Annotated in this window: 19 protein-coding genes; 15 read left to right on the top strand and 4 right to left on the bottom strand. The window is 57.8% G+C overall.

What is annotated here, in order from left to right:
• The first annotated feature begins 949 nt into the window (after positions 1-949).
• Both AC5SEO_RS14910 and AC5SEO_RS14905 read left to right on the top strand, forming a co-directional pair.
• The gene (locus tag AC5SEO_RS14910) at positions 950-1,990 is read left to right on the top strand and encodes a porin (protein WP_003512221.1); all 1,041 of its coding nucleotides are present in this window, start codon (positions 950-952) and stop codon (positions 1,988-1,990) included.
• Positions 1,991-2,594: 604 nt separating this feature from the next.
• Complete coding sequence (locus tag AC5SEO_RS14905) at positions 2,595-3,641, top strand: porin (RefSeq protein ID WP_003512223.1); 1,047 nt, start codon at positions 2,595-2,597, stop codon at positions 3,639-3,641.
• A gap of 145 nt (positions 3,642-3,786) precedes the next feature.
• Here AC5SEO_RS14905 and AC5SEO_RS14900 read toward each other — a convergent pair whose 3' ends face one another.
• A complete protein-coding gene (locus AC5SEO_RS14900) occupies positions 3,787-5,859 on the bottom strand; it encodes a lytic transglycosylase domain-containing protein (protein ID WP_041694347.1) in 2,073 nt (690 codons plus the stop codon).
• Between the two features lie 387 nt (positions 5,860-6,246).
• Here AC5SEO_RS14900 and dapA point away from each other — a divergent pair, with 387 nt between their 5' ends.
• Positions 6,247-7,131: a 4-hydroxy-tetrahydrodipicolinate synthase gene (gene dapA, locus AC5SEO_RS14895; protein WP_019565353.1), complete on the top strand. Its 885-nt coding sequence runs from the start codon at positions 6,247-6,249 to the stop codon at positions 7,129-7,131.
• Positions 7,132-7,293: 162 nt separating this feature from the next.
• A complete protein-coding gene (gene smpB / locus AC5SEO_RS14890) occupies positions 7,294-7,776 on the top strand; it encodes an SsrA-binding protein SmpB (protein ID WP_003512228.1) in 483 nt (160 codons plus the stop codon).
• Between the two features lie 159 nt (positions 7,777-7,935).
• Here smpB and AC5SEO_RS14885 read toward each other — a convergent pair whose 3' ends face one another.
• On the bottom strand, positions 7,936-9,435 hold the full coding sequence (locus AC5SEO_RS14885; RefSeq protein WP_141193644.1) for a globin-coupled sensor protein: 1,500 nt from the start codon (positions 9,433-9,435) through the stop codon (positions 7,936-7,938).
• Between the two features lie 224 nt (positions 9,436-9,659).
• A complete protein-coding gene (locus AC5SEO_RS14880; RefSeq protein WP_013635795.1) occupies positions 9,660-10,229 on the bottom strand; it encodes a LabA-like NYN domain-containing protein in 570 nt (189 codons plus the stop codon).
• A 391-nt stretch (positions 10,230-10,620) separates the two neighbouring features.
• Here AC5SEO_RS14880 and rpoZ point away from each other — a divergent pair, with 391 nt between their 5' ends.
• The 11 genes from rpoZ (at position 10,621) to recO (ending at position 20,121) form a co-directional block, all read left to right on the top strand.
• Positions 10,621-11,013 carry a DNA-directed RNA polymerase subunit omega gene (gene rpoZ / locus AC5SEO_RS14875; protein ID WP_003512234.1) on the top strand — a complete coding sequence of 131 codons (393 nt, stop codon included), beginning with the start codon at positions 10,621-10,623 and terminating at the stop codon, positions 11,011-11,013.
• Positions 11,014-11,145: 132 nt separating this feature from the next.
• On the top strand, positions 11,146-13,380 hold the full coding sequence (locus AC5SEO_RS14870; protein WP_003512236.1) for a RelA/SpoT family protein: 2,235 nt from the start codon (positions 11,146-11,148) through the stop codon (positions 13,378-13,380).
• Between the two features lie 197 nt (positions 13,381-13,577).
• Positions 13,578-13,724, top strand: coding sequence for a hypothetical protein (locus AC5SEO_RS14865; protein ID WP_003496944.1), 147 nt, complete (start codon positions 13,578-13,580; stop codon positions 13,722-13,724).
• 445 nt (positions 13,725-14,169) lie between these two features.
• Positions 14,170-14,748: a DUF2062 domain-containing protein gene (locus AC5SEO_RS14860; RefSeq protein ID WP_003512239.1), complete on the top strand. Its 579-nt coding sequence runs from the start codon at positions 14,170-14,172 to the stop codon at positions 14,746-14,748.
• Entirely contained in the window at positions 14,745-15,149 is a 405-nt protein-coding gene (acpS, locus tag AC5SEO_RS14855; protein WP_003512241.1) for a holo-ACP synthase, read from the top strand. The genes AC5SEO_RS14860 and acpS overlap by 4 nt, the downstream gene beginning before the upstream one ends.
• Before the next feature lie 211 nt (positions 15,150-15,360).
• Positions 15,361-16,107: a signal peptidase I gene (gene lepB, locus AC5SEO_RS14850; protein WP_003512243.1), complete on the top strand. Its 747-nt coding sequence runs from the start codon at positions 15,361-15,363 to the stop codon at positions 16,105-16,107.
• Positions 16,104-16,817 (top strand): ribonuclease III, encoded by a 714-nt coding sequence (gene rnc, locus AC5SEO_RS14845; RefSeq protein ID WP_174068153.1) that lies wholly within the window; start codon positions 16,104-16,106, stop codon positions 16,815-16,817. Before lepB ends, rnc begins: the two co-directional genes overlap by 4 nt.
• An 83-nt stretch (positions 16,818-16,900) precedes the next feature.
• On the top strand, positions 16,901-17,851 hold the full coding sequence (gene era / locus AC5SEO_RS14840; protein ID WP_013635798.1) for a GTPase Era: 951 nt from the start codon (positions 16,901-16,903) through the stop codon (positions 17,849-17,851).
• 182 nt (positions 17,852-18,033) lie between these two features.
• The gene (locus AC5SEO_RS14835) at positions 18,034-18,786 is read left to right on the top strand and encodes a Crp/Fnr family transcriptional regulator (protein ID WP_003512249.1); all 753 of its coding nucleotides are present in this window, start codon (positions 18,034-18,036) and stop codon (positions 18,784-18,786) included.
• A 136-nt stretch (positions 18,787-18,922) separates the two neighbouring features.
• Positions 18,923-19,300 (top strand): response regulator, encoded by a 378-nt coding sequence (locus tag AC5SEO_RS14830; RefSeq protein ID WP_025592901.1) that lies wholly within the window; start codon positions 18,923-18,925, stop codon positions 19,298-19,300.
• Positions 19,301-19,356: 56 nt separating this feature from the next.
• Positions 19,357-20,121 (top strand): DNA repair protein RecO, encoded by a 765-nt coding sequence (gene recO / locus AC5SEO_RS14825; RefSeq protein ID WP_174068154.1) that lies wholly within the window; start codon positions 19,357-19,359, stop codon positions 20,119-20,121.
• Positions 20,122-20,123: 2 nt separating this feature from the next.
• Here the strand turns inward: recO and AC5SEO_RS14820 are convergent, their stop codons facing one another.
• A complete protein-coding gene (locus AC5SEO_RS14820; RefSeq protein ID WP_003512255.1) occupies positions 20,124-21,338 on the bottom strand; it encodes an MFS transporter in 1,215 nt (404 codons plus the stop codon).
• Between the last annotated feature and the right edge of the window lie 137 nt (positions 21,339-21,475).

Here is a 21,475-nt window from a genome sequence, read left to right as displayed (position 1 = left end):
CCTAACACTTAACAAGTGGGAGATCGTGTCCGGGGATTTAGGGGGCCACTACAGATGAGAACGTTTGTGAACGACTGTGAACGCACAGAATCAGGAAGGCAAGAAAAACAAAGGTGAGACGGACTTAGGCGAACGGTTGCGAACAGGAGTTAGGCGGACATCCTCTCCGCCATTTCGGCACGAAGCCTGAAATTATAAATCTCCCTAAAAAGCTACTTCTTCCAAGCAGACACCTAAAGCATGCGTTCCCGCATGCCAGTTCGTTCTTCAGCGCGTTTCGCGAAACGCCGGACCCCAGCGATAAACCGCAGGATAGTGGAGAGAGCTAATGCGCCGACGCGATTCTGCCCCTCGTTTCTTGCAGGCAGTTACACAGCACCCTGTACCCAAGTGGCACACACTCGTATCCCGCGCCGTTTCACGACTCGTCCCGTAACGCTTGCGGACTCAATCGGCCAAACAATTGAAGTGCCGGAGCCTGCGAGCCGAATCGTTGATCGGGGAATCGGCGGCGAACCGCTCGGGTTTCACTGTTGTTTCTCTGTGCGCACCGGGGTGACATACTAAGGGTGGGGCGGGAGTGGGGCAAAAGTTTCCGTCGCCCTTCCCCTGCGGGGCAAGGGATCTCTGAAAAGGCCTATAGTTTAGAAAGACCTTGTTAACCGCGCTAACTAACGGATTTTCAAGTCATTTCTTAACGCATGGTAAAGCCGCCTGTGGGCCGTGTGCCCACTGTGTGCTGTTTCCGCAACAAACCGAAATGAAGCATGTATGTAAATGCGCTTTATCGGATGTTGGCGATTGCAAGCGGCGAAACCTTTTGTATTTTCACGACCAGAAGCGAGGCGGTGGATCGTTTGGCTTCTAAGAACACGGGAATGGGGCAGGGAATGCTGTCCTTCGGCAAAAGTACCCAGACCCACTTAAAAACTTTGACTGGAGGTCAATCATGAACATCAAGAGCCTTCTCATCGGCTCCGCTGCGGCTCTCGCAGCAGTATCCGGCGCTCACGCTGCCGACGCTATCGTCGCTGCTGAGCCTGAGCCCCTGGAATACGTTCGCGTTTGCGACGCTTTCGGCACCGGCTTCTTCTACATCCCCGGCACCGAAACCTGCCTGAAGTTCCAGGGCTACGTTCGTTTCCAGGTAGACTTCAAGAATGGTAACGGCACGAGCGCTGGCACCAACAATGGCGGCACGTCTGATTGGGACGCTTTCACGCGCGCTCAGTTCGAAGTTGACACCCGTACCGACACCGAACTCGGTGCTCTGCGTGGCTTCATCGGCTTCCGTGGCAATGCCGACAACGGTTCTGCTTCTGGTTCCAGCGTTTTCGTTGACCAGGCCTTCATCGAACTCGGCGGCCTGAAGGTCGGTAAGTTCTACAGCTGGTGGGACGATGGCCTTTCTGGCGAAACGGACGAGCTGTCTTCCAACGCTCTGTTCAACTCCATTCGTTACACCTACGACGCTGGCTCGTTCTGGGCAGGCGCTTCGGTTGACGAACTCGAAGGCATCTCTGTTGGTCCGTTCAACGAATCCGACAACAACGTTGGTGTTGCTCTCGGCGTTGGCGCCAAGCTCGGCGCTGCTTCCTTCCAGCTCATCGGCGGCTACGACACCGACCGCGAAAACGGCTCCGTTCGCCTGATCGCAACGGCTGACGTTGGTCCGGGCACGCTCGGTCTGGCCGGTGTTTGGGCTTCTGGCGCAAACGCTTACTACAACGTCTCCGAGTGGGCAGTTGCAGCTGAATATGCCATCAAGGCAACTGAAAAGCTGACGATCACCCCCGGCGCGCAGTACTATGGCAACTACGGCCTCGTTTCCTTCGACGACTTCTCGAACGACGACGGCTGGAAGGCTGGTCTGACGGTTGATTACAAGATCACCCAGGGCCTCTCCACGAAGATCGCTGTTAACTACGTTGACATCGACAACCGTGACGACCAGGTTACCGGTTTCGTGCGCCTTCAGCGTTCGTTCTAATCTGATCTGACATTGTCAGTGAAGGAAAGCCCGGCTCTCGAGCCGGGCTTTTTCATTTTCTGTCAATCTGCCCTCGGAAGGCGCGTGTGACGCATCACTGCAAAGGTGGTCAGCCACGATTGATTGCAGGTCTCCGAGTCCATTTTCTCTGACTGACGTCAGACGGCGTCCATGGCTGCCGATTCGTCAGCATCTCTTGCTTGGGCGCAATATATCAAGCGGGGCGGTGAGGCGGTTCTGAGCGCTGAGCATGTCCGAATCTACAGCCCTGTAAATCGCTCTTTTGACAAGTTCGCGTGGCCTGATTGCGTCGGTATCCTGCTTGCGGGCCGAGTCTAGCTCGCGAGGAAATTTTGCCATTCCTCGTAAGTATGTGAAATAAATAAGAAATTAACGACTCATTAAGAATTGGAGTTGGGGAAATTAGAATTGTAGCTATTTCGCAACAATGCAAAACTAAGGGCACCTTACTGTCTTCCTTTTGTCACGATTGCGATTGCCTGTCCGGCCGGTTTTGGCTCTAATCATCTCCATAAGCGGCACGCATCGATTTGTGTTTCCCACTCGCTGCTTAGAAGATTAAGCGTTTGACTGGAGGTCAACCATGAACATCAAGAGCCTTCTCATCGGCTCCGCTGCGGCTCTCGCAGCAGTATCCGGCGCTCACGCTGCCGACGCTATCGTCGCTGCTGAGCCTGAGCCCCTGGAATACGTTCGCGTTTGCGACGCTTTCGGCACCGGCTTCTTCTACATCCCCGGCACCGAAACCTGCCTGAAGTTCGGCGGTTACATCCGTTTCCAGACCGACTTTAATCGTGGTAACGGTTCAAGCGCAGGCACCGCTGCTGGCGGCACGTCTGACTGGGATTCGTTCACGCGCGCTCAGTTCGAAATCGACACACGCACCGACACCGAACTCGGCGCTCTGCGTGGCTTCATCGGCTTCCGTGGCAATGCCGACAACGGTACCGCTTCTGGTTCCAGCGTTTTCGTTGACCAGGCCTTCATCGAACTCGGCGGCCTGAAGGTCGGTAAGTTCTACAGCTGGTGGGACGACGATCTGAATGGCGAAACCGACATTCTGTCCACGAACACCCTGTTCAACTCGATCAAGTACACCTATGATGCAGGTTCTTTCCAGGCTGCTATCTCGGTTGACGAGCTTGAAGGCCAGTTCGGTCAGTTTCGTTACGATCCGGATAACAACGTAGGTATCGGTGGCATGATCGGCGGCAAGTTCGGCGCAGTTTCTGCCAACTTGATTGCCAGCTACGACTTCGATGCCGAGAACGTTGCGGTGCGCGGCATCCTGTTCGCAGACGTTGGTCCGGGCACGTTCGGCCTCGCAGGTGTATGGGCTTCGGGTGACAACGCTTACTACGCAAAGTCTGAATGGGCTGTTGCTGTTGAGTATGCTGTTAAGGCTACCGACCGCCTGACCATCACGCCCGGCTTCGAATATCTGAGCAAGCTCGACGTCAACCCGGTTGATGGTGACTTCGTTGGTGACCGTGATGCCTGGACCGCTGGTCTGACGGTTGACTACAAGATCACCGAAGGTCTGAGCACCAAGGTTACCGCAAACTACTACGACGAAGATGGCGCTGACGATCAGGTCACCGGCTTCGTTCGCCTTCAGCGTTCGTTCTAATCTGATCTGACATTGTCAGTGATGGAAAGCCCGGCTCTCGAGCCGGGCTTTTTCGTTTGAGTGCGGTAAATCCTGAAAACAAAAAAAGCACCGGGCCTGCCGGTGCTTCGATATTTTGACAGTAGTCAACTGATGAACCGGTCTTCTATCCCGCCCGCCCATGACGCAGGTCATCGACAATATCAGCCTGTTGCCCCAGCCTCGTCTTGTAGACCTGATAATTCTCCATCACCCGCTGCACGTAATTGCGGGTTTCGGGGAAGGGGATGCGCTCGATCCAGTCCACGACATCGTCGATAGGCTTGCCGCGGGGGTCGCCATAGCGGGCGATCCATTCCGGCACACGTTTCGGGCCGGCATTATAGGCGATGAAGGTGAGGATGTAGGAGCCGCCGAAACTGTCGATCTGTTCGCCGAGATAATGTGCGCCGAGCGTGGCGTTATATCCGGCGTCGCTGGTCAGCATCGCCTGAGTGTAGGGCAAGCCGTGGCGCCCGGCCACGCCCTTGGCGGTTCCCGGCAACAATTGCAGTAGTCCGCGGGCATTGGCAGCGGAGACGGCGGCCGGGTTGAAGGCGCTTTCCTGCCGGGCGATGGCATAGGCAAGCGCCTTGCCGGAGCCGGCAATATTGGCACTGGCGGGAATGACACCGAGCGGATAGGCAAGGGCGGCCGCGTCGATGCCGCGGCTGAAGGCCGTCTTGCCGATTTGCAGTGATACCTGATGGTTGCCGTTGCCCTCCGCCCTTGCTGCAAGAATGGCAAGCTCGCCCGGGCTGTCGAGCTGATCTGCCAATGACCTGTAGAGGCTGTCGGCCCGCCAACCGTATCCTGCGGCTTCCAGCCTGTCGATGGCCCGCACCGCTTCGCGGCCAGCAAAGCGTTCACGGTCGGCAGCGCTCGGAGCAGGGTATGTGACGTTCAGCGTCTTTGCATCGATTCGTGCGGCGGCAAGCTGGCCGTAAAAGGTGCCGGAATGGGCAGCCGCCTTGGTGAAGAAATCGCGGGCGTTGCCCGGCCCGCCCACTTCCGCCGCCCGCCCAAGCCAATAATAAGCCCGCGAGGCGGAAAGTGGCCGGTTCGAGGTCTGCAAAAGGGTGTTGAAGTGGCGTGAGGCCGTCGCGGGATCGCGCAGTGCCCGCAACGCGTACCAGCCGGCATGGAATTCCGCATCGGCAACATCGACGGCTGATGTGGCCGAATGATTGGCGACGATGCGATAGGCTTCGGCAAAATCGCCGAGATCGGCGACGCCGCGCGCGATGATTCGCCGCTCGTTCCACCACTCGCCGGGATTGACGAGTTTTGCCGTGTCCTTCGGCGCCTGCTTTAAAAGTGCTGCGGCTTCCGGATATTTCTGCTGGTTGCGCAGATTTTCGATGCGCGCGAAGAGAAAAGCAGGGTCGCTGCGCAAGTTGGCGTCAACCTTGCCCAGCAGCGCCACGGCATTGCCTGAGCGCTGCAGCACGGCGGCCCAGGCATTGTAGAGCGATTGCGCCTTGCCGAGATCACCGAAACGTTTCGCCTGGCCGATTCGGCTGCGATACATCAGATAATCCATCCGCGCCTTGTGGTCGGCGGGCGTCAGATAAGTGGGGAACTCAGCAAGAACACGGTCTTCCATGTCCTTGTCCATGCCTTCGCTCACCCAGAGCTGGCGAATGAGGCGTTGTGCTTCCAAAGCCTTGCCGGAAGAGGTGAGGGCCTTGGCGAGCACAACGGTGCCCTCGGCTGTTTCCGGCCGGCCGCTGCCAAAAGCGGCGAGCACCTGGGGTGCCGGTGGATTTTCGCGGTAAAGCGCCTTTTCGGAATTGGCGCGCAGCGTCGCCGCACCCGGCCACCCCGCCAGTTCGCTCTGGGCTGTAGTGATTTCGGCGGAAGGCACGTCCTTCTGCCCGGAAATGGCAATCGCCCAGGTAAGAATATGCCGGTCGAGACTGCCTGTCTGCATGGCGTTGCGAAGGGCGATTGCGCGTGTCGTGTCGCGGCTGGAAAGCGCATCCAGTCCCGCTTTAAGCTGGCTTGCATCGTCAGGCCGGTTAAGGCGTGGTATGGCGCCGGTAATTTCGGGCGAGGCCGGCATGAAGGCGGGAACAGCAGGCGCATTCGGCTTCACATAGGGAAGCGGCACGGCAGCTTCCGGCACGGGGCCGGCCAGCGCGTTCCAAACGGTCGCGGCAAGACCTGCCGCCATCAATCCCCAAACTGTCTTTTTCATACCGCTCTTCATCACTGGACGGAAACAATCGACCTTCTTGTATTGTCGTTTCATTGCAGCGGGATTGCGAAATGCGCCAGTGCGTTGCACCTATGAGTTTCGCCTCAGATCCCGCTCTGGAATCTACGGAGACTGTGCTTAACGAAACCTTACTTTCCGCTCGGCACTCCAATCAACTTTTATTCACCGGTCTGCGAGCGGCGCAAAATTCCACCGCCTCGTTTTTTGCCTGCCGCGTGAGCTTCCGCGACTGTCACACTTCCGACAATTTCGGACAAAATAGGCTGCCTTTGCGCTTGTCGGCGCCAAGGGCTGGCACTAATGTGTGCCGGTTTTAACCATCGAATGCGGCCGAAGCATGAACCGGCTCGGCGCCAGGAGCTTTGTATGTTCAAGGGATCAATTCCCGCCCTCATTACCCCGTTTACGGACAATGGTGCCGTGGACGAACAGGCATTTGCCGCCCATGTGGAATGGCAGATTGCCGAAGGCAGCAACGGACTTGTGCCTGTGGGCACGACGGGGGAATCTCCAACCCTGTCCCATGACGAGCACAAACGTGTGGTCGAGCTGTGCATCGAGGTAGCGGCGAAACGGGTTCCGGTCATCGCGGGCGCTGGCTCCAACAATACCGATGAAGCGATCGAACTTGCCCTGCACGCGCAGGATGCCGGCGCGGATGCGCTGCTGGTGGTCACCCCCTATTACAACAAGCCGACGCAGAAGGGGCTTTTCGCCCATTTTTCCGCAGTTGCGGAAGCGGTGAAACTGCCGATCGTCATCTATAACATCCCGCCGCGTTCGGTGGTGGATATGTCGCCGGAAACCATGGGTGCGCTTGTGAAGGCGCACAGGAACATCGTCGGCGTCAAGGATGCGACGGGCAAGCTCGACCGCGTCTCCGAACAGCGGATTTCCTGCGGCAAGGATTTCATCCAGCTGTCCGGCGAAGATGGCACGGCGCTTGGCTTCAACGCCCATGGCGGCGTCGGCTGCATTTCGGTCAGCGCCAATGTTGCGCCACGCCTCTGTTCTGAATTCCAGGCGGCCATGCTTGCAGGCGACTACGCCAAGGCGCTGGAGTATCAGGACCGCCTGATGCCTCTGCACCGGGCCATCTTTATGGAACCTGGTGTCTGCGGCACAAAATATGCGCTTTCGAAGACCCGTGGCGGCAACCGCAAGGTCCGCTCGCCGTTGATGAGCACGCTGGAACCGGCAACGGAAGCGGCAATCGACGCGGCGCTGAAGCACGCCGGCCTGATGAACTGACGGACACCTGAAACCCGAAAGGCGCGCAATGGGACTGCTTCGCGACAGAAGCCGTTTCGCGCGCCTTTTCTTTTCGTAACGACGATACTAAATAGAAACGTGAAAACCGCTCGTGGCGGACAAGCCGCAGGCGCAATAAGAAAAACAAGGGATTGAAATATCATGGCCCCCAAAGGCAGCCAGCGCGTGGTGAACAAGATCGTTGCGGAAAACCGCAAGGCTCGTTTCAACTACGAAATCATCGACACCTATGAGGCGGGTTTGGTGCTGACCGGCACCGAGGTCAAGGCGCTGCGCGAAGGCAAGGCTAATATCGCCGAGTCCTACGCATCGGACGAGGGCGATGAAATCTGGCTCATCAATTCCCACCTGCCGGAATATCTGCAGGCCAACCGCTTCAACCACGAGCCGCGCCGCCGTCGCAAGTTGCTGCTGAACAAGCGCGAGATCAACCGTCTGCGCGCCGGCATCAACCGTGAAGGCATGACGCTGGTGCCGCTGAAGGTCTATTTCAACGAAAAGGGCCGTGCGAAGCTGGAACTGGCACTGGCCAAGGGCAAGAAGCTACACGACAAGCGCGAGACGGAGAAGGAACGCGACTGGAACCGGCAGAAGTCGCGGCTGCTGAAGGGCAACAACGCCTAGAGCTCATCCCTCATTCCTGCACTTGTCGCAGGAATCAAGCCGCCGCGCGTCCGCGCGGCGAGAGAGTTCTTTTCAGCCCAAGGATTTGGTCTGGCTAGATTGCTGTGACAAGCACAGAAATGAGAGTGGGGATGCTTTCGCCTCTTGAATAGACAGCTCTCACGCCGCCCTATAAGTCCGCTCCACATAGGACGTGGACGCCGAAACACTGAACCGGCTGACCAGTGCCGCCAGATTGGCGCTGACATCGCTCAGATTATGCGTGGCCGCGTTGGTTTCTTCCACCATGGCCGCATTCTTCTGGGTCAGATTGTCCATGCTGTTGATGGCGGCGCTGATTTCCTGAATGCCGACGGACTGCTCCTGGGCCGCCTTGGTCAGTGAGGTGATATGTTCCTGAATATGATCCACCTTGTTGCCGATCGTATTCAGCGATTGCCCGGTTTTATTGACCAGCGATACGCCCTGCATCACATCCTCCGAGGATTTGGTGATGAGGGTCTTGATCTCCTTGGCGGCGTTGGCTGAACGCTGTGCCAGCTCGCGCACTTCCTGGGCGACGACGGCAAAACCCTTGCCAGCTTCACCGGCACGCGCGGCTTCCACACCGGCATTCAGCGCCAGAAGGTTCGTCTGGAACGAAATCTCGTCGATGACGGAAATGATCTGGGTGATCTTCTGCGACGATTCCTCGATGGCGCCCATCGCTTTTACCGCTTCCGTCACCACATCCCGTGACCGCGCCGCTTCGGCGGCCGAGCTTTCGACGATGGCCTTGGCTTCTTCGGAGCGCTGCGCCGAAAGCTTGGAAATGGTGGTGATTTCCTCCACGGCGGCGGCGGTTTCCTCAAGGGCTGCTGCCTGCTGCTCCGTTCTGCGGGCCATGTCGTCGGTAGCCGATGTCAGTTCGCGCGTATTGCCTGATATCTTGTTGGCTTCCTCGACGATCTGCGAGAATGCACCCGCGAGATTGCCGACCGCAGCGTTGAAATTGGCAATCAGCCCCTCGAATTGCGGTGCAGTCTTTTCATTGATGCTGGAGGTGAGGTCGCCATTCGCCAGCTTGTTCAGGGCGTTGTTGAGTAGTTCGAGAACGTGCTCCTGCTCCTTCTTCATCTGCGCCTGTTGTTCCTCGACCTTCAGCCGCTCGGCGGCAAGCACGTCGAGGTAGACGGAGATCGAATAGTCCATGTCGAGAAGGGCGGCCTTGATCGTTACCGTCAGGGCGTCGTTCAGCTTCTTGGCCTTCTTTTCCTGGAAAAGGCCCTTCAGTTCCGAATTGACGACGGCTTTGACGATGCCATCAAGCATCAGCGCGTAACCGCCAATATACCATCTCGGCTCCAGCCCCAGCCTTGCATGGGTACGGCCGATGGCTGTCACGGCATCGGTATAGTCCGAGTTGAAGGCACCGGAGGCAATTCTTGCCCAGTGTTTCATCTGCATGCCTTTGGCATGCTGGACATGTGCTTCGCTTGCAAAGAACTTCGCCGTTTCCGGCACGGAGCGCGCCTTCGCATAAAAACGGTCAAGAGAGGCGTCGAGCGAGCCTGTAATGACGCCCTTCATGTCCGAAAGGTTTTGCCGTTGCTCCTGGCCAAGCCCCAGAAAATTAAGTCTTTCGTCGAGTTGTTGATTGGTTTTTACTTGGCCATGCATGTCTGAACATCCTGATTTGACACCGAAATCATGTCGTTGGTGCCGTTGGGTGATTTAGACACGTCTAAAATTAACCAAGATATAATTTTGACTGGCCGAATTTGATGTTTGTTAATTTTAAGAGGAATTTTCCGGCAGGAATACACGGTTGTGGAGCCAAACAAAAACGCGCCCGCCTTGCAGACGGACGCGTTGTCATTAGGTCGGCGGCTTAAAAACCGGGATCAGATCGTTTCGGGGCTTTCGACGTGCCGGGCAGGGCGCTCGTTCGGGTCACGCCCGATTTCGGCCTTCAAGGTCATGAGATCAATGAAGTGATCTGCCTGCCTGCGCAGATCGTCGGCGATCATTGCGGGCTGCGTTGCCATGGTGGACACCACGGAAACCTTGCGGCCCTTGCGCTGAAGCGCGTCCACCAGCTTGGTGAAGTCGCCGTCACCGGAAAACAGAACCAGATGATCGACGGTCTCTGACTGTTCCATGGCATCGACAGCAAGTTCGATATCCATGTTGCCTTTGATCTTGCGGCGACCGAGCGCGTCGGTGAATTCCTTCGCCGGCTTCGTCACGACCTTGTAGCCGTTATAATCCAGCCAGTCGATCAGAGGGCGGATCGAGGAATATTCCTGATCCTCGATCAATGCGGTGTAATAGTAGGCGCGCAGCAGGTATCCGCGCTTCTGAAACGCCTTAAGAAGCTTGCGATAGTCGATATCGAACCCCAGGCTTTTAGATGCTGCATAAAGATTGGCTCCATCTATAAAGAGCGCAATTTTCTCCCGTGGATCGAACATTCCATCCCATTCCTTTTTTGGAAAGGCCATTATCTGGCTTTTATTTCCGGTCGCAAATGCGAAAAATCATGTCGTATCAACGAATTTTGCGTAGCGCCGTTGCGTTTTAAGTAAGGTAACTTCACCCGTATTCCAAGACAATTCTTCTAGACATTTTGTTCATCAGACGCCAAACAAGGGCAATAAGGTGCCAAAAGACGCCAAAGACAGGAAAAACTTGAATTCCGCGGCTAATGGCTGTATCGGAAGCTGGAAGGCTTCGTCGCGAGGAATCCAAAGCGTTTTTCGCAAGGCACGAAGCGCAGATTCAATAGGTTAGAGCATCCCTTGTGCATCCTCAAGAAAGCACGGCGCTCTGATCCACGACATTACGACTCGCAAAGGACAGGCAATGGCCCGCGTCACAGTTGAAGATTGCATTGATAAAGTAGACAACCGTTTCGAGCTGGTCCTTCTCGCCAGCCACCGTGCGCGCCAGATTTCCCAGGGCTCGTCCATCACGGTTGACCGCGATAACGACAAGAACCCGGTCGTCGCTCTGCGCGAAATCGCCGACGAGATGCTCTCGCCCGACGACCTCAAGGAAGATCTCATCCATTCGCTGCAGAAGCATGTGGAAGTGGACGAGCCCGAGCCCGATCCGGTTACGCTCGCAGCCTCCGCTACTGCCGATGGCGAAGAGGACGACCAGCCGGAAACCGTTACTTTCGACCAGATGTCGGAAGAAGAACTGCTGGCCGGTATCGAAGGCCTTGTGCCGCCGGAAAAAAATGACGACTATTGATCTGACTTTATGACGCCATTGGCAGGCGGTGGTTACCGTCTGTCAATATTTGCCGTCATAATCTGATCCCTATTGATGCAGCATTGTGCGCCGACCCCAAGGTTGGCGCGCTTTCTTTTTGTGGAATATCGCATGATGCGGCAATACGAACTCGTTGAGCGGGTTCAAAAATATAAACCGGATGCGAATGAGGCCCTGCTGAACAAGGCCTATGTTTATGCAATGCAGAAACATGGCCAGCAAAAGCGGGCCAATGGCGACCCCTATATCTCGCATCCGCTGGAAGTTGCCGCCATCCTGACGGAAATGCATCTCGACGAATCGACCATCGCTGTGGCGCTGCTGCACGATACGATCGAGGACACCACCGCTACCCGCGCTGAAATCGACGAGCTGTTCGGCGAGGATATCGGCAGACTGGTGGAGGGGCTGACCAAGCTCAAGAAACTCGATCTCGTCACGCGCAAGGCCAAGCAGGCCGAAAACCTGCGCAAGCTGCTGCTTGCCATTTCCGACGACGTGCGCGTTCTTCTGGTGAAGCTGGCCGACCGCCTGCACAACATGCGCACCATGGAATATATGCCGGCGGACAAACGCAGCCGCATTTCCGAAGAAACCATGGAAATCTATGCGCCGCTGGCCGGCCGCATGGGCATGCAGGACATGCGCGACGAGCTGGAGGACCTGTCCTTCCGTTACCTCAATCCGGAAGCCTATGAGACGGTGACCAACCGCCTTCAGGAACTGGAAACGCGCAACGAAGGGCTCATCAAGAAGATCGAGGACGAGCTGCGCGAGCTTCTCGTGGCGAACGGCCTTCTCGGCGCCAGCGTCAAGGGGCGTCAGAAGAAGCCCTATTCGGTGTTCCGCAAGATGCAGTCGAAATCGCTCTCTTTCGAGCAGCTGTCCGACGTCTACGGCTTCCGCATTCTGGTGGACGATATTCCCTCCTGTTACCGCGCGCTCGGCATCGTCCACACCCGCTGGCGCGTGGTACCCGGCCGCTTCAAGGACTATATCTCCACGCCGAAGCAGAACGACTATCGTTCCATCCACACCACGATCGTTGGCCCTTCGCGCCAGCGTATCGAATTGCAGCTGCGCACCAAGCGCATGCACGAAATCGCCGAATTCGGCATTGCCGCCCATGCGCTCTATAAGGACGGCGAAAACGGGGAGGGCGATCTGCTCTCGCCGGAGAGCAACGCCTATTCCTGGCTGCGCCACACCATCGAATCGCTGGCAGAAGGCGACAGCCCGGAAGAATTCCTCGAACACACCAAGCTGGAACTGTTCCAGGACCAGGTGTTCTGCTTCACGCCCAAGGGCAAGCTGATTGCGCTGCCGCGCGGCGCGACTCCCATCGATTTCGCCTATGCGGTGCACACCAATATCGGTGACACCACGGTTGGCGCCAAGATCAACGGCCGGATCATGCCGCTTGTAACCCGGCTCAACAACGGCGACGAGGTGGAGATCATCCGCTCCGGCGTGCAGGTTCCGCCCGCCGCATGGGAAGAGGTGGTGGTGACGGGCAAGGCCCGCTCGGCCATCCGCCGCGCCACGCGCATGGCCATTCGCAAGCAATATTCGGGTCTCGGTTACCGTATTCTGGAGCGCACTTTCGAACGTGCCGGCAAGGCCTTCTCGCGTGACGCGCTAAAACCCGTGCTGCATCGTCTGGCGCAGAAGGATGTGGAAGACGCTATCGCCGCCGTCGGGCGCGGCGAGGTCTCCTCGCTCGACGTGCTGCGTGCAGTCTATCCGGATTATCAGGACGAGCGCGTGACGGTGAAGATGACCGGCGACGACGGCTGGTTCAACATGCGCAGCGCTTCCGGTATGGTCTTCAAGATCCCCGGAAAGTCGCGCTCCGTTCTGGAAGACGATGGCGCAGCCGAAATGCTCGATGGACCGGACCCGCTGCCCATCCGTGGCCTTTCCGGCAATGTCGATGTGCATTTTGGTGCCGCCGGCGCCGTTCCGGGCGATCGCATCGTCGGCATCATGGAAAAAGGCAAGGGCATCACCATCTATCCCATTCAGGCGCCGGCGCTGCAGCGTTTCGACGATGAGCCGGAGCGCTGGATTGATGTCCGCTGGGATCTTGATGAGGCGAACAAGTCGCGCTTCATGGCGCGGGTAATGATCAACGCGCTGAACGAACCCGGCACGCTCGCCTCCGTGGCGCAATCGATCGCGACGCTGGATGTCAACATACGCGCCCTGAATATGGTCCGCATCGGCACGGATTTCTCCGAACTGGCGCTGGATGTCGAAGTCTGGGATTTGCGGCAACTCAACCAGCTGCTGTCGCAGCTGAAAGACCTCGATTGCGTATCCACGGTCAAACGTGCCTTCGATTGAGGCATTTTTGATCATTCGCACATTCCAAAAGGCCGCTGTTATGCATTTAGTGCATGGCAGCGGCCTTTTACTGTCTCTGGTCGCGCATGTGGTTTGCGACTATCTTCCTTTCAGAAATTGAAAAATGGAAAACGCGGCGTGCCGGTGGTCCTACCCCGATGAGAAACGCCATTTCCAAACTGAAAGGACATGAAATCATGTTTACTCCGCTTCGCAAGATCGCTCGTGCAGTTCGCGGCAAGACGACCCAGGAACGCGAATTCGAATATCTCAGCGGCTCCGTGTCGAATGTCGACCTCGAGTTCCGCCAGCGCGAAATCGACCGCGGCCTGTTCCGCCGGTAATGCACTCAGCGCATGGCAGCCGTTCGCCATGCGTATGGGACTTGGAAGGTGGTGGCCGTTGTCGGTCAGCTCCTTCTCGTGTCTCGTAAGGCTGTGTGAATGCGCGCTACGAACGGGCGTTCACCGCTGTCCGGTCCAAATGATAGGACACGCTGCTTTTAAAACGAATTTGATGGCGAGAGGTGCTTGTTTCCTCGACGTCATCCTTGGCTCGTCGCAGGGATATGATAACCTTGCATTCAATCAGTCGTTTGCAAATCTTCGGGACAAGCCTGGGGATGACGTCAGAGTGTTCGGCAAGGTTCGTATTCTCTGGTGATGCCACGGGATGTGGGCGGAATTCCAGCTAAAGGCCGGAATAACGGGAAAATGTGCCTGCAAAAGAAATCCCCGTGTCGTATACGATGCTCTTGGCTCAGCCGGAGCGATGAAATAGACTGCCCTTATGCCGTTTCGCCGCCGTGAACCCGTTGGTTTTTCAGAGAAGATTCGTGACCTCTTTTGGCCGCGCACGGGATTTACCCGTTCGCTGCGCTATATGAAGCTGCGTCTCCTGCGGTTGTCTGCGTCTCCGCATTCGATTGCCGCCGGTGTCGCGCTCGGTATCGGCGTGGCGTGGACACCGTTTCTCGGCGTGCATATCATTATCGCCATGGCGCTCGGTTTCCTCATGCGCGTCAATCTCGTTGCGGCAGCACTCGGCACCACCTTCGCCAATCCCCTGACATTTCCGTTCATCTGGGCGTCCACCTGGGAACTCGGGCATTTCCTGCTCGGACGACAGAAGGAGGCGGGGGTTGCGCATGTGGATTTCGTTGCGCTGTTCAGCCACCTCGAATTCCGGCAGATATGGAGGCCGGTGCTGGAACCCATGACCGTAGGTGCGCTTCTGCCCGCGGCCGTGAGCGCGGTCATCGCCTATATCACCGTCTACAGCCTTATCAGCGGTTTCCAGCGCCGCAAGATGGAAAATCTCGCGCATCGCGCCGCCAATAAAAACGCGTCTCTGGAGATGTTGAAATGATCCTTGGATTGGGCAGCGACCTGATCGATATCCGCCGCGTCGAACACTCGCTCACCCGTTTCGGTGAACGTTTCACGCACCGCTGTTTCACCGATATCGAGCGCGCCAAGTCCGATGGCCGCAAGAACCGCGCGGCATCCTACGCCAAGCGTTTCGCCGCCAAGGAAGCCTGCTCCAAGGCGCTCGGAACCGGCCTTGCGAACGGCGTTTTCTGGAAGGACATGGGGGTCGTCAATCTGCCGGGCGGCAAGCCGACCATGGCGCTCACCAACGGTGCCGCAGAAAGGCTGGCGGCCATGCTGCCCGCCGGTCACCGCGCCAATATCCATCTGACCATCACGGACGATTACCCTTACGCTCAGGCATTTGTGATTATCGAGGCGCTTCCCGTGAGCGACTGAGACCGGCGGCTGCCGCATTGGCGGCCTATTTGCAGGCGTATGACAGAAGCGCTTCCCTTCCGGCTGGAAAGGTTCTAGAGAAGTCGCAGAAATATGAAAGCGTCGCTGGCTGCGTGAAAAATTGCTTCACCCCGCCGCAGTCGCGAGCAACAACGGCCCGGACGCCTCCGTCAAATCGCAGGAACCGGTAAACAATCAGGCAGGTCTTTAAGTGTCCGAAAAAGCTGAAAAGAAGCAGAACGCCCTCTGGGAAAACGTCAAGGTCATCATTCAGGCGCTGCTGCTGGCCATGGTCATCCGCACCGTGCTGTTTCAGCCCTTCACGATCCCTTCAGGTTCGATGATGCCGACGCTGCTGGTAGGCGACTATCTTTTCGTCAACAAGTTCTCCTACGGCTACTCGAAATATTCGCTGCCCTTTTCGCCGAACCTGTTTTCCGGCCGTATCCTCGAATTCAGCAAGCCCAAGCGCGGCGATGTCGTGGTCTTCCGCCTGCCGCCCAATCCTGAAGTCGATTACATCAAGCGTCTCGTCGGCTTGCCCGGTGACCGCATCCAGGTGACGAACGGCGTGCTGTTCATCAACGGCCAGCCGGTTCCGAAGCAGCCTGATGGCACCTTCACCTCCGATTACCGTGCCGATCCGGGCGCCAATGTACCGGTGTTCCGCGAAACGCTCGATAATGGCGTCACCTTCGACACGCTCGACCAGTCGCCCGATTCGCGCGGCGACAACACCCGCGAATTCCTGGTGCCGGAAGGCCATTATTTCATGATGGGCGATAATCGCGACAACTCGCTCGACAGCCGTTTCGATGTCGGTTTCGTGCCGGAAGAAAACCTGATCGGCCGCGCCAGCGTCATCTTCTTCTCGCTGGGCAATGACACGCCGTTCAGCCGCATTTGGGACTGGCCGTCCAACATGCGCTGGGACCGTCTCTTCAAGGTTGTGGGATGAGCAAGACCAAGCCGCTGTCGATTGCGGAGATTTCCCGTCTCGAAGCGTTGATCGGATATGAATTCAAGGAAAAGGCCCGGCTCGACCGGGCCTTGACCCATGCGAGTGCCCGTTCCGCTGCGGCGGGCAATTACGAGCGGCTGGAGTTTTTGGGCGACCGCGTTCTCGGCCTTTGTGTTGCCGAGCTGTTGTTCTCCACCTTCCGCACCGCCAGCGAAGGTGAGCTTTCGGTTCGCCTCAACCAGCTTGTCAGCGCCGAATCCTGCGCCGCTATCGGCGACGAAATGGGCCTGCATAATTTCATTCGCACCGGATCGGATGTGAAGAGGCTGACCGGCAAGGCGATGCTGAACGTGCGCGCCGATGTGGTCGAAAGCCTGATCGCCACTCTCTATCTGGATGGTGGTCTGGAAGCATCCCGCAAGTTCATTCTGAAATACTGGCAGGGCCGCGCAACGCGCGTGGATGCCGGACGGCGCGATGCCAAGACTGAATTGCAGGAATGGGCGCATGCCAGATTTGCGGTTACGCCCGCTTATCGGGTTGACGATCGCTCCGGACCGGATCACGATCCCAGCTTCACCGTGACGGTGGAAATTCCCGGCGTGAAGCCGGAAACCGGCGTCGAGCGTTCCAAGCGCGCAGCCGAACAGGTGGCAGCAACCAGATTGCTGGAACGCGAAGGCGTCTGGCAGAAAAGCTCCACCTAGAACTGAGCGCCCGAAAGATAGTGGCGCTAAAATCGAGCGCATGGCGAGCCTTATGGCCGCATGTTGAATACCTCAGACCTTGAATGGATATCATGACCGATCACGAAAACCCCGCCGTTGCCGGCGAAGACATCGCCCTTCCGACCCGCTCCGGCTTCGTGGCTCTCATCGGCCCGACCAATGCCGGCAAGTCGACGCTGGTCAACAGGTTGGTGGGTGCAAAAGTTTCGATCGTCAGCCACAAGGTACAGACGACGCGCGCGGTGATGCGCGGCATCGCCATTCACAAAAATGCGCAGATTGTTTTCATGGACACGCCCGGCATCTTCAAGCCGCGCCGCAGGCTCGACCGTGCCATGGTCACCTCGGCCTGGGGCGGAGCGAAGGATGCGGATCTCATCCTGCTGCTGATCGACAGCGAACGCGGCCTGAAGGGTGACGCGGAAGCGATTCTCGAGGGGCTGAAGGATGTTCCGCAGAAGAAAATCCTCTGCCTCAACAAGATCGACCAGGTGAAGCGCGAAGACCTGCTGAAGCTTGCTGCCGCCGCCAATGAGCACGTGACCTTCGACCGGACCTTCATGATTTCGGCCACCAACGGCTCGGGCTGCGAAGACCTGATGGATTATCTGGTCGATACCCTGCCGGAAGGTCCGTGGTATTATCCGGAAGACCAGATTTCCGATCTTCCGATGCGCCAGCTCGCCGCCGAAATCACCCGCGAAAAGCTGTTCCTGCGTCTGCATCAGGAGCTTCCCTACGCCTCGCATGTCGAGACGGAGAAGTGGGAAGAGCGCAAGGACGGCTCCGTGCGCATCGAGCAGGTGATCTATGTCGAGCGCGACAGCCAGAAGAAGATCGCTCTCGGCAAGAACGGCGACGCGATCAAGGCGATCTCCACCGCCTCGCGCAAGGAACTGTCTGAAATCCTCGAACAGCCGGTCCACCTCTTCCTGTTCGTCAAGGTTCGCGAAAACTGGGGCGACGACCCCGAACGTTTCCGCGAAATGGGCCTGGAATTTCCGCGGGGATAAGGCACATCCGGTTCCTCCCACATTCCTGTGACAGGCACAGGAATGTGGATGTGCCGGCCGGAAACGGAACGGCACACAACGAACATTCTGAATATCTTCAACCTTTTATCGGGAACCGAATGCATTCGGGTGGGTTGTTCCAAAACGATTGGGCGCAACCTTTTTTTCGATGATGGATATTCATGTCGCCAAAAAAACCGAACGGAATTTCCACCACCCCGTGTCAGCACTGTCCCTTGCGCGACCTGCCGCATTTCAGGGACTTTTCCTCTTCCGAACTGGATTTCGTCTCCCGTTTCAAGACAGGGGAACTGGCGGTCGAAAGCGGTTCCGTCATTTTGATGGAAGGGTCGCACAGCGCCCATCTCTACACTGTCCTTCAAGGCTGGGCTTTCCGTTATAAAACACTGGAAGACGGCAGGCGGCAGATACTCAATTATGTCATGCCAGGCGATCTCGTCGGCCTGCAGGGCACGGTCATGGGGGAAATGCAGCATTCAGTGGAGGCGCTGTCGCCGGTGACACTGTGTGTCTTCGAGCGCTCGCGACTCAACAACCTCTTCACCGATCATCCGACCCTTGCCTATGACCTGACGTGGATTGCAGCAAGCGAGGAGCGCATGCTCGACAACCACTTGCTCAGCATCGGCCGGCGCACAGCAATCGAGCGTGCTGCCTACCTCATCGCGTTCCTTTACAGCAAGGCAAAGGCGGTTAATCTCGTGCAGGGTGAAACGCCGATCCCGGTAACCCAGCAGCATGTTGCCGATACGCTTGGCCTCTCCATCGTCCACACCAACAAGACCTTGAGAAAGCTTGTCGATCGCGGTCTGATTCGCTGGACGGACAAGGGCTGTCTGGTGCTGGACGATGCCGGACTGAGCCATGTTGCCGGTTGGCAAAACGATGAAAAGCGGCCAAGACCCTTCATCTGATCTTTTTTCGGCATGTCTTTTTTAAATGACGTTGGGTCCGTAATTTGCGAACTCTGTCGACATGGCGCTTGAAAATCACATTGGCGACAGCGGCGCAAATCCGTCTGGTTCCCTTCACGTTGAAAGAAGAAGAAACATGGTGCCACAACGCTGCATCATCGTTGAAGATGAATATCTGGTGGCGCTTGACGTCGAGGCGGTTCTCCAGTCCATCGGCGTTGAAACCATCACGATTGCGACGACACTTGCGCAGGCACAGGACGCATTAGGGCGGGATGGCGCCGATTGCGTGCTTCTCGACGTCAGCCTTTCCGACGGCAAGAGTTACGATTTTGCCCGCCACCTGCGCGATCACGGAATTCCCTTCGGTTTCGTCAGCGGTTATGGCGACACGAGTGGTTTCCCCGAAGATCTCGTGCATGCGCCCCTGCTGGGCAAGCCTTTCGGTGAAAACGAAATCGCCGATTTCGTGACGACGCTCGTTGCTGCGGCGCGCGACACCGTAAAAGAATAACGTTTCGCCGTCAGATCGGTTATGATCGGGCTTGAATCGGAATTCGGACAGATTTCATGCAGTGGCAGGACGAGGCAATCATTCTCGGCGTAAAGCGTCATGGCGAGACCAGCGTCATCGCCGAGGTGATGACCCGTTTGCGCGGCCGCCATCTGGGGATGGTGCGCGGCGGGCGCTCCCGCAGCATGCAGCCGGTGCTGCAGGCGGGAAACCGGGTGGATGTGATCTGGCGGGCGCGGCTTGACGACCATCTCGGCGAATTCCGCATTGAGCCTTTGCAGTTGCGGGCAGCGCAATTGATGGAAACGGCAACCGCCGTGTATGGCGTGCAGGCCATGGGCGCGCTGCTGCGGCTTCTGCCGGAGCGTGACCCGCATCCGCATCTCTATCAGGCGCTCGACGTCATTCTCGACAATCTCCATGATCCGGTCGATGCTGGCGAATTGTTCGTACGGTTCGAGCTGGCGGTGCTGAACGATCTTGGTTTCGGTCTCGATCTCACGGAATGCGCGGCAACGGGCCTGCGCACCGATCTCATCTATGTATCGCCCAAAACGGGCAGGGCGGTCTGTAGTACGGCGGGCGCGCCCTATGCGGCGCGTATGCTTTCGCTTCCCGCTTTCCTGAGCGAAGGTCAGTCGAAGGCGGCCGACCGCAACAGCCTCGCGGCAGCCTTTCGCCTGACCGGCCATTTTCTCCACCGCCATGTCTATGATCCACGCGGCCTCAATGAAAACGCCGCCCGCGACGGTTTCGTGCAGGCGGCGTTGAAGGCACTGGAGCGCAAGGCGGTGCTGCCTGCGCTCGATAAGGCGGTATAGCCTCAGGCCATTGCTGGCCGAGGTGCGGGTCGTTCCTGAATAGGCCAATGCACGATGGCCGCAAAAATCCCCATGCCGACGCCGAGCCACCAGACGAGATCGTAGGAGCCGAGCTTGTCGTAAAGGAAGCCGCCGAGCCAGACACCGAGGAACGAGCCGATCTGATGCGACAGGAATACGACGCCACCCAGCATCCCGAGATGGCGCGTGCCGAACATGATCGCCACCAACGCATTGGTCGGCGGCACTGTGGAAAGCCACAGGATGCCCATCACGGCCGCGAAGATGATGACCGAAAGCGGCGTTTGCGGCAGAAGCAGGAAAGCTGTAACGGCGATTGAGCGGGCGATATAGATATAGGCCAGCAGATAGGGTTTCGAGTAACGCTGGGCAATGACGCCGGCGGCAAGCGATCCGATGATGTTAAAGAAGCCGATCAGCGCCATGGCGATGACCGCATAGCGGGGTTCGATGCCGATATCGCCGAGATAGGCCGGAAAATGCGCGGTGATGAAGGCCACCTGAAAACCGCAGACGAAAAAGCCGGTGGTCAAAAGCAGATAGCTCTTGTGGCCGAGCGCTTCTCTCAGCGCCTCGCCTGCCGTCTGCTTGAATTGCGTCTGCGACTGGCTGCCGGACGAGGAATTGCCGCGCATCGGATAGGCCAGCAGTGGCACCAGCATCATCATCACGGCAAGCCAAACGAGACTGTCCGACCAGCCATAGGTGGAAATCAGGCCCTGGCTGATTGGCGCAAACAGGAACATGCCCGCCGATCCCGCCGCGGTGCCGATGCCGAAGGCAAGCGAGCGTTGCTGCGGCGTAACATGCCGCGCGAAGGCCGAAAGAATGACGCTGAATGAACCAGCGGCAATGCCAAGCCCGACAAGCACGCCACCACCGAAATGCAGCCAGAAGGGCGACGTGCCGAAGGACATGCAGATGAGGCCAGCCGCATAGAGAAAGCCGGAAAGCACGAGCACACGGCCGGTGCCGAATTTATCGGCGATGGCGCCGAAGAATGGCTGGCCTAGACCCCAGAACAGGTTCTGAAACGCCATGGCAAGTCCGAAGGTGGAGCGGTCCCAGCCGGTATCGGCCAGCATGGGTAGCTGGAAAAAGCCCATCGCCGAGCGTGGCCCGAAGGTCATGACCGCGATCAGCGACCCGGCGACGATGATCGCCCAGGGCATGGTTTGGCGTGTGGCTTGCGACATGAAACTCTCCCGATGCAGCACCTCGCCCCGTGGGACGCTGTGCCGCAAAATTCCCCTTTGATGAGAGGAATATTATCTTTTGCAAGGCTGCCCCACTAGCAACTTTTCTTGACGGCACTATTCGTGCGATTGATGAG

Source organism: Agrobacterium sp. K11 (assembly GCF_059429395.1).
The sequence above is the reverse complement of the archived record's forward strand: the minus strand, read 5'-3'. Positions and strand labels throughout refer to the sequence as shown.

Excerpts from the sequence above, each read along its gene's own strand:
- AC5SEO_RS14910 (WP_003512221.1), top strand. The coding sequence starts at position 950 with ATGAACATCAAGAGCCTTCTCATCGGCTCCGCTGCGGCTCTCGCAGCA.
- AC5SEO_RS14905 (WP_003512223.1), top strand. The coding sequence starts at position 2,595 with ATGAACATCAAGAGCCTTCTCATCGGCTCCGCTGCGGCTCTCGCAGCA.
- AC5SEO_RS14900 (WP_041694347.1), bottom strand. The coding sequence starts at position 5,859 with ATGAAAAAGACAGTTTGGGGATTGATGGCGGCAGGTCTTGCCGCGACC.
- dapA (WP_019565353.1), top strand. The coding sequence starts at position 6,247 with ATGTTCAAGGGATCAATTCCCGCCCTCATTACCCCGTTTACGGACAAT.
- smpB (WP_003512228.1), top strand. The coding sequence starts at position 7,294 with ATGGCCCCCAAAGGCAGCCAGCGCGTGGTGAACAAGATCGTTGCGGAA.
- AC5SEO_RS14885 (WP_141193644.1), bottom strand. The coding sequence starts at position 9,435 with ATGCATGGCCAAGTAAAAACCAATCAACAACTCGACGAAAGACTTAAT.
- AC5SEO_RS14880 (WP_013635795.1), bottom strand. The coding sequence starts at position 10,229 with ATGTTCGATCCACGGGAGAAAATTGCGCTCTTTATAGATGGAGCCAAT.
- rpoZ (WP_003512234.1), top strand. The coding sequence starts at position 10,621 with ATGGCCCGCGTCACAGTTGAAGATTGCATTGATAAAGTAGACAACCGT.
- AC5SEO_RS14870 (WP_003512236.1), top strand. The coding sequence starts at position 11,146 with ATGATGCGGCAATACGAACTCGTTGAGCGGGTTCAAAAATATAAACCG.
- AC5SEO_RS14865 (WP_003496944.1), top strand. The coding sequence starts at position 13,578 with ATGTTTACTCCGCTTCGCAAGATCGCTCGTGCAGTTCGCGGCAAGACG.
- AC5SEO_RS14860 (WP_003512239.1), top strand. The coding sequence starts at position 14,170 with ATGCCGTTTCGCCGCCGTGAACCCGTTGGTTTTTCAGAGAAGATTCGT.
- acpS (WP_003512241.1), top strand. The coding sequence starts at position 14,745 with ATGATCCTTGGATTGGGCAGCGACCTGATCGATATCCGCCGCGTCGAA.
- rnc (WP_174068153.1), top strand. The coding sequence starts at position 16,104 with ATGAGCAAGACCAAGCCGCTGTCGATTGCGGAGATTTCCCGTCTCGAA.
- era (WP_013635798.1), top strand. The coding sequence starts at position 16,901 with ATGGATATCATGACCGATCACGAAAACCCCGCCGTTGCCGGCGAAGAC.
- AC5SEO_RS14835 (WP_003512249.1), top strand. The coding sequence starts at position 18,034 with ATGTCGCCAAAAAAACCGAACGGAATTTCCACCACCCCGTGTCAGCAC.
- AC5SEO_RS14830 (WP_025592901.1), top strand. The coding sequence starts at position 18,923 with ATGGTGCCACAACGCTGCATCATCGTTGAAGATGAATATCTGGTGGCG.
- recO (WP_174068154.1), top strand. The coding sequence starts at position 19,357 with ATGCAGTGGCAGGACGAGGCAATCATTCTCGGCGTAAAGCGTCATGGC.
- AC5SEO_RS14820 (WP_003512255.1), bottom strand. The coding sequence starts at position 21,338 with ATGTCGCAAGCCACACGCCAAACCATGCCCTGGGCGATCATCGTCGCC.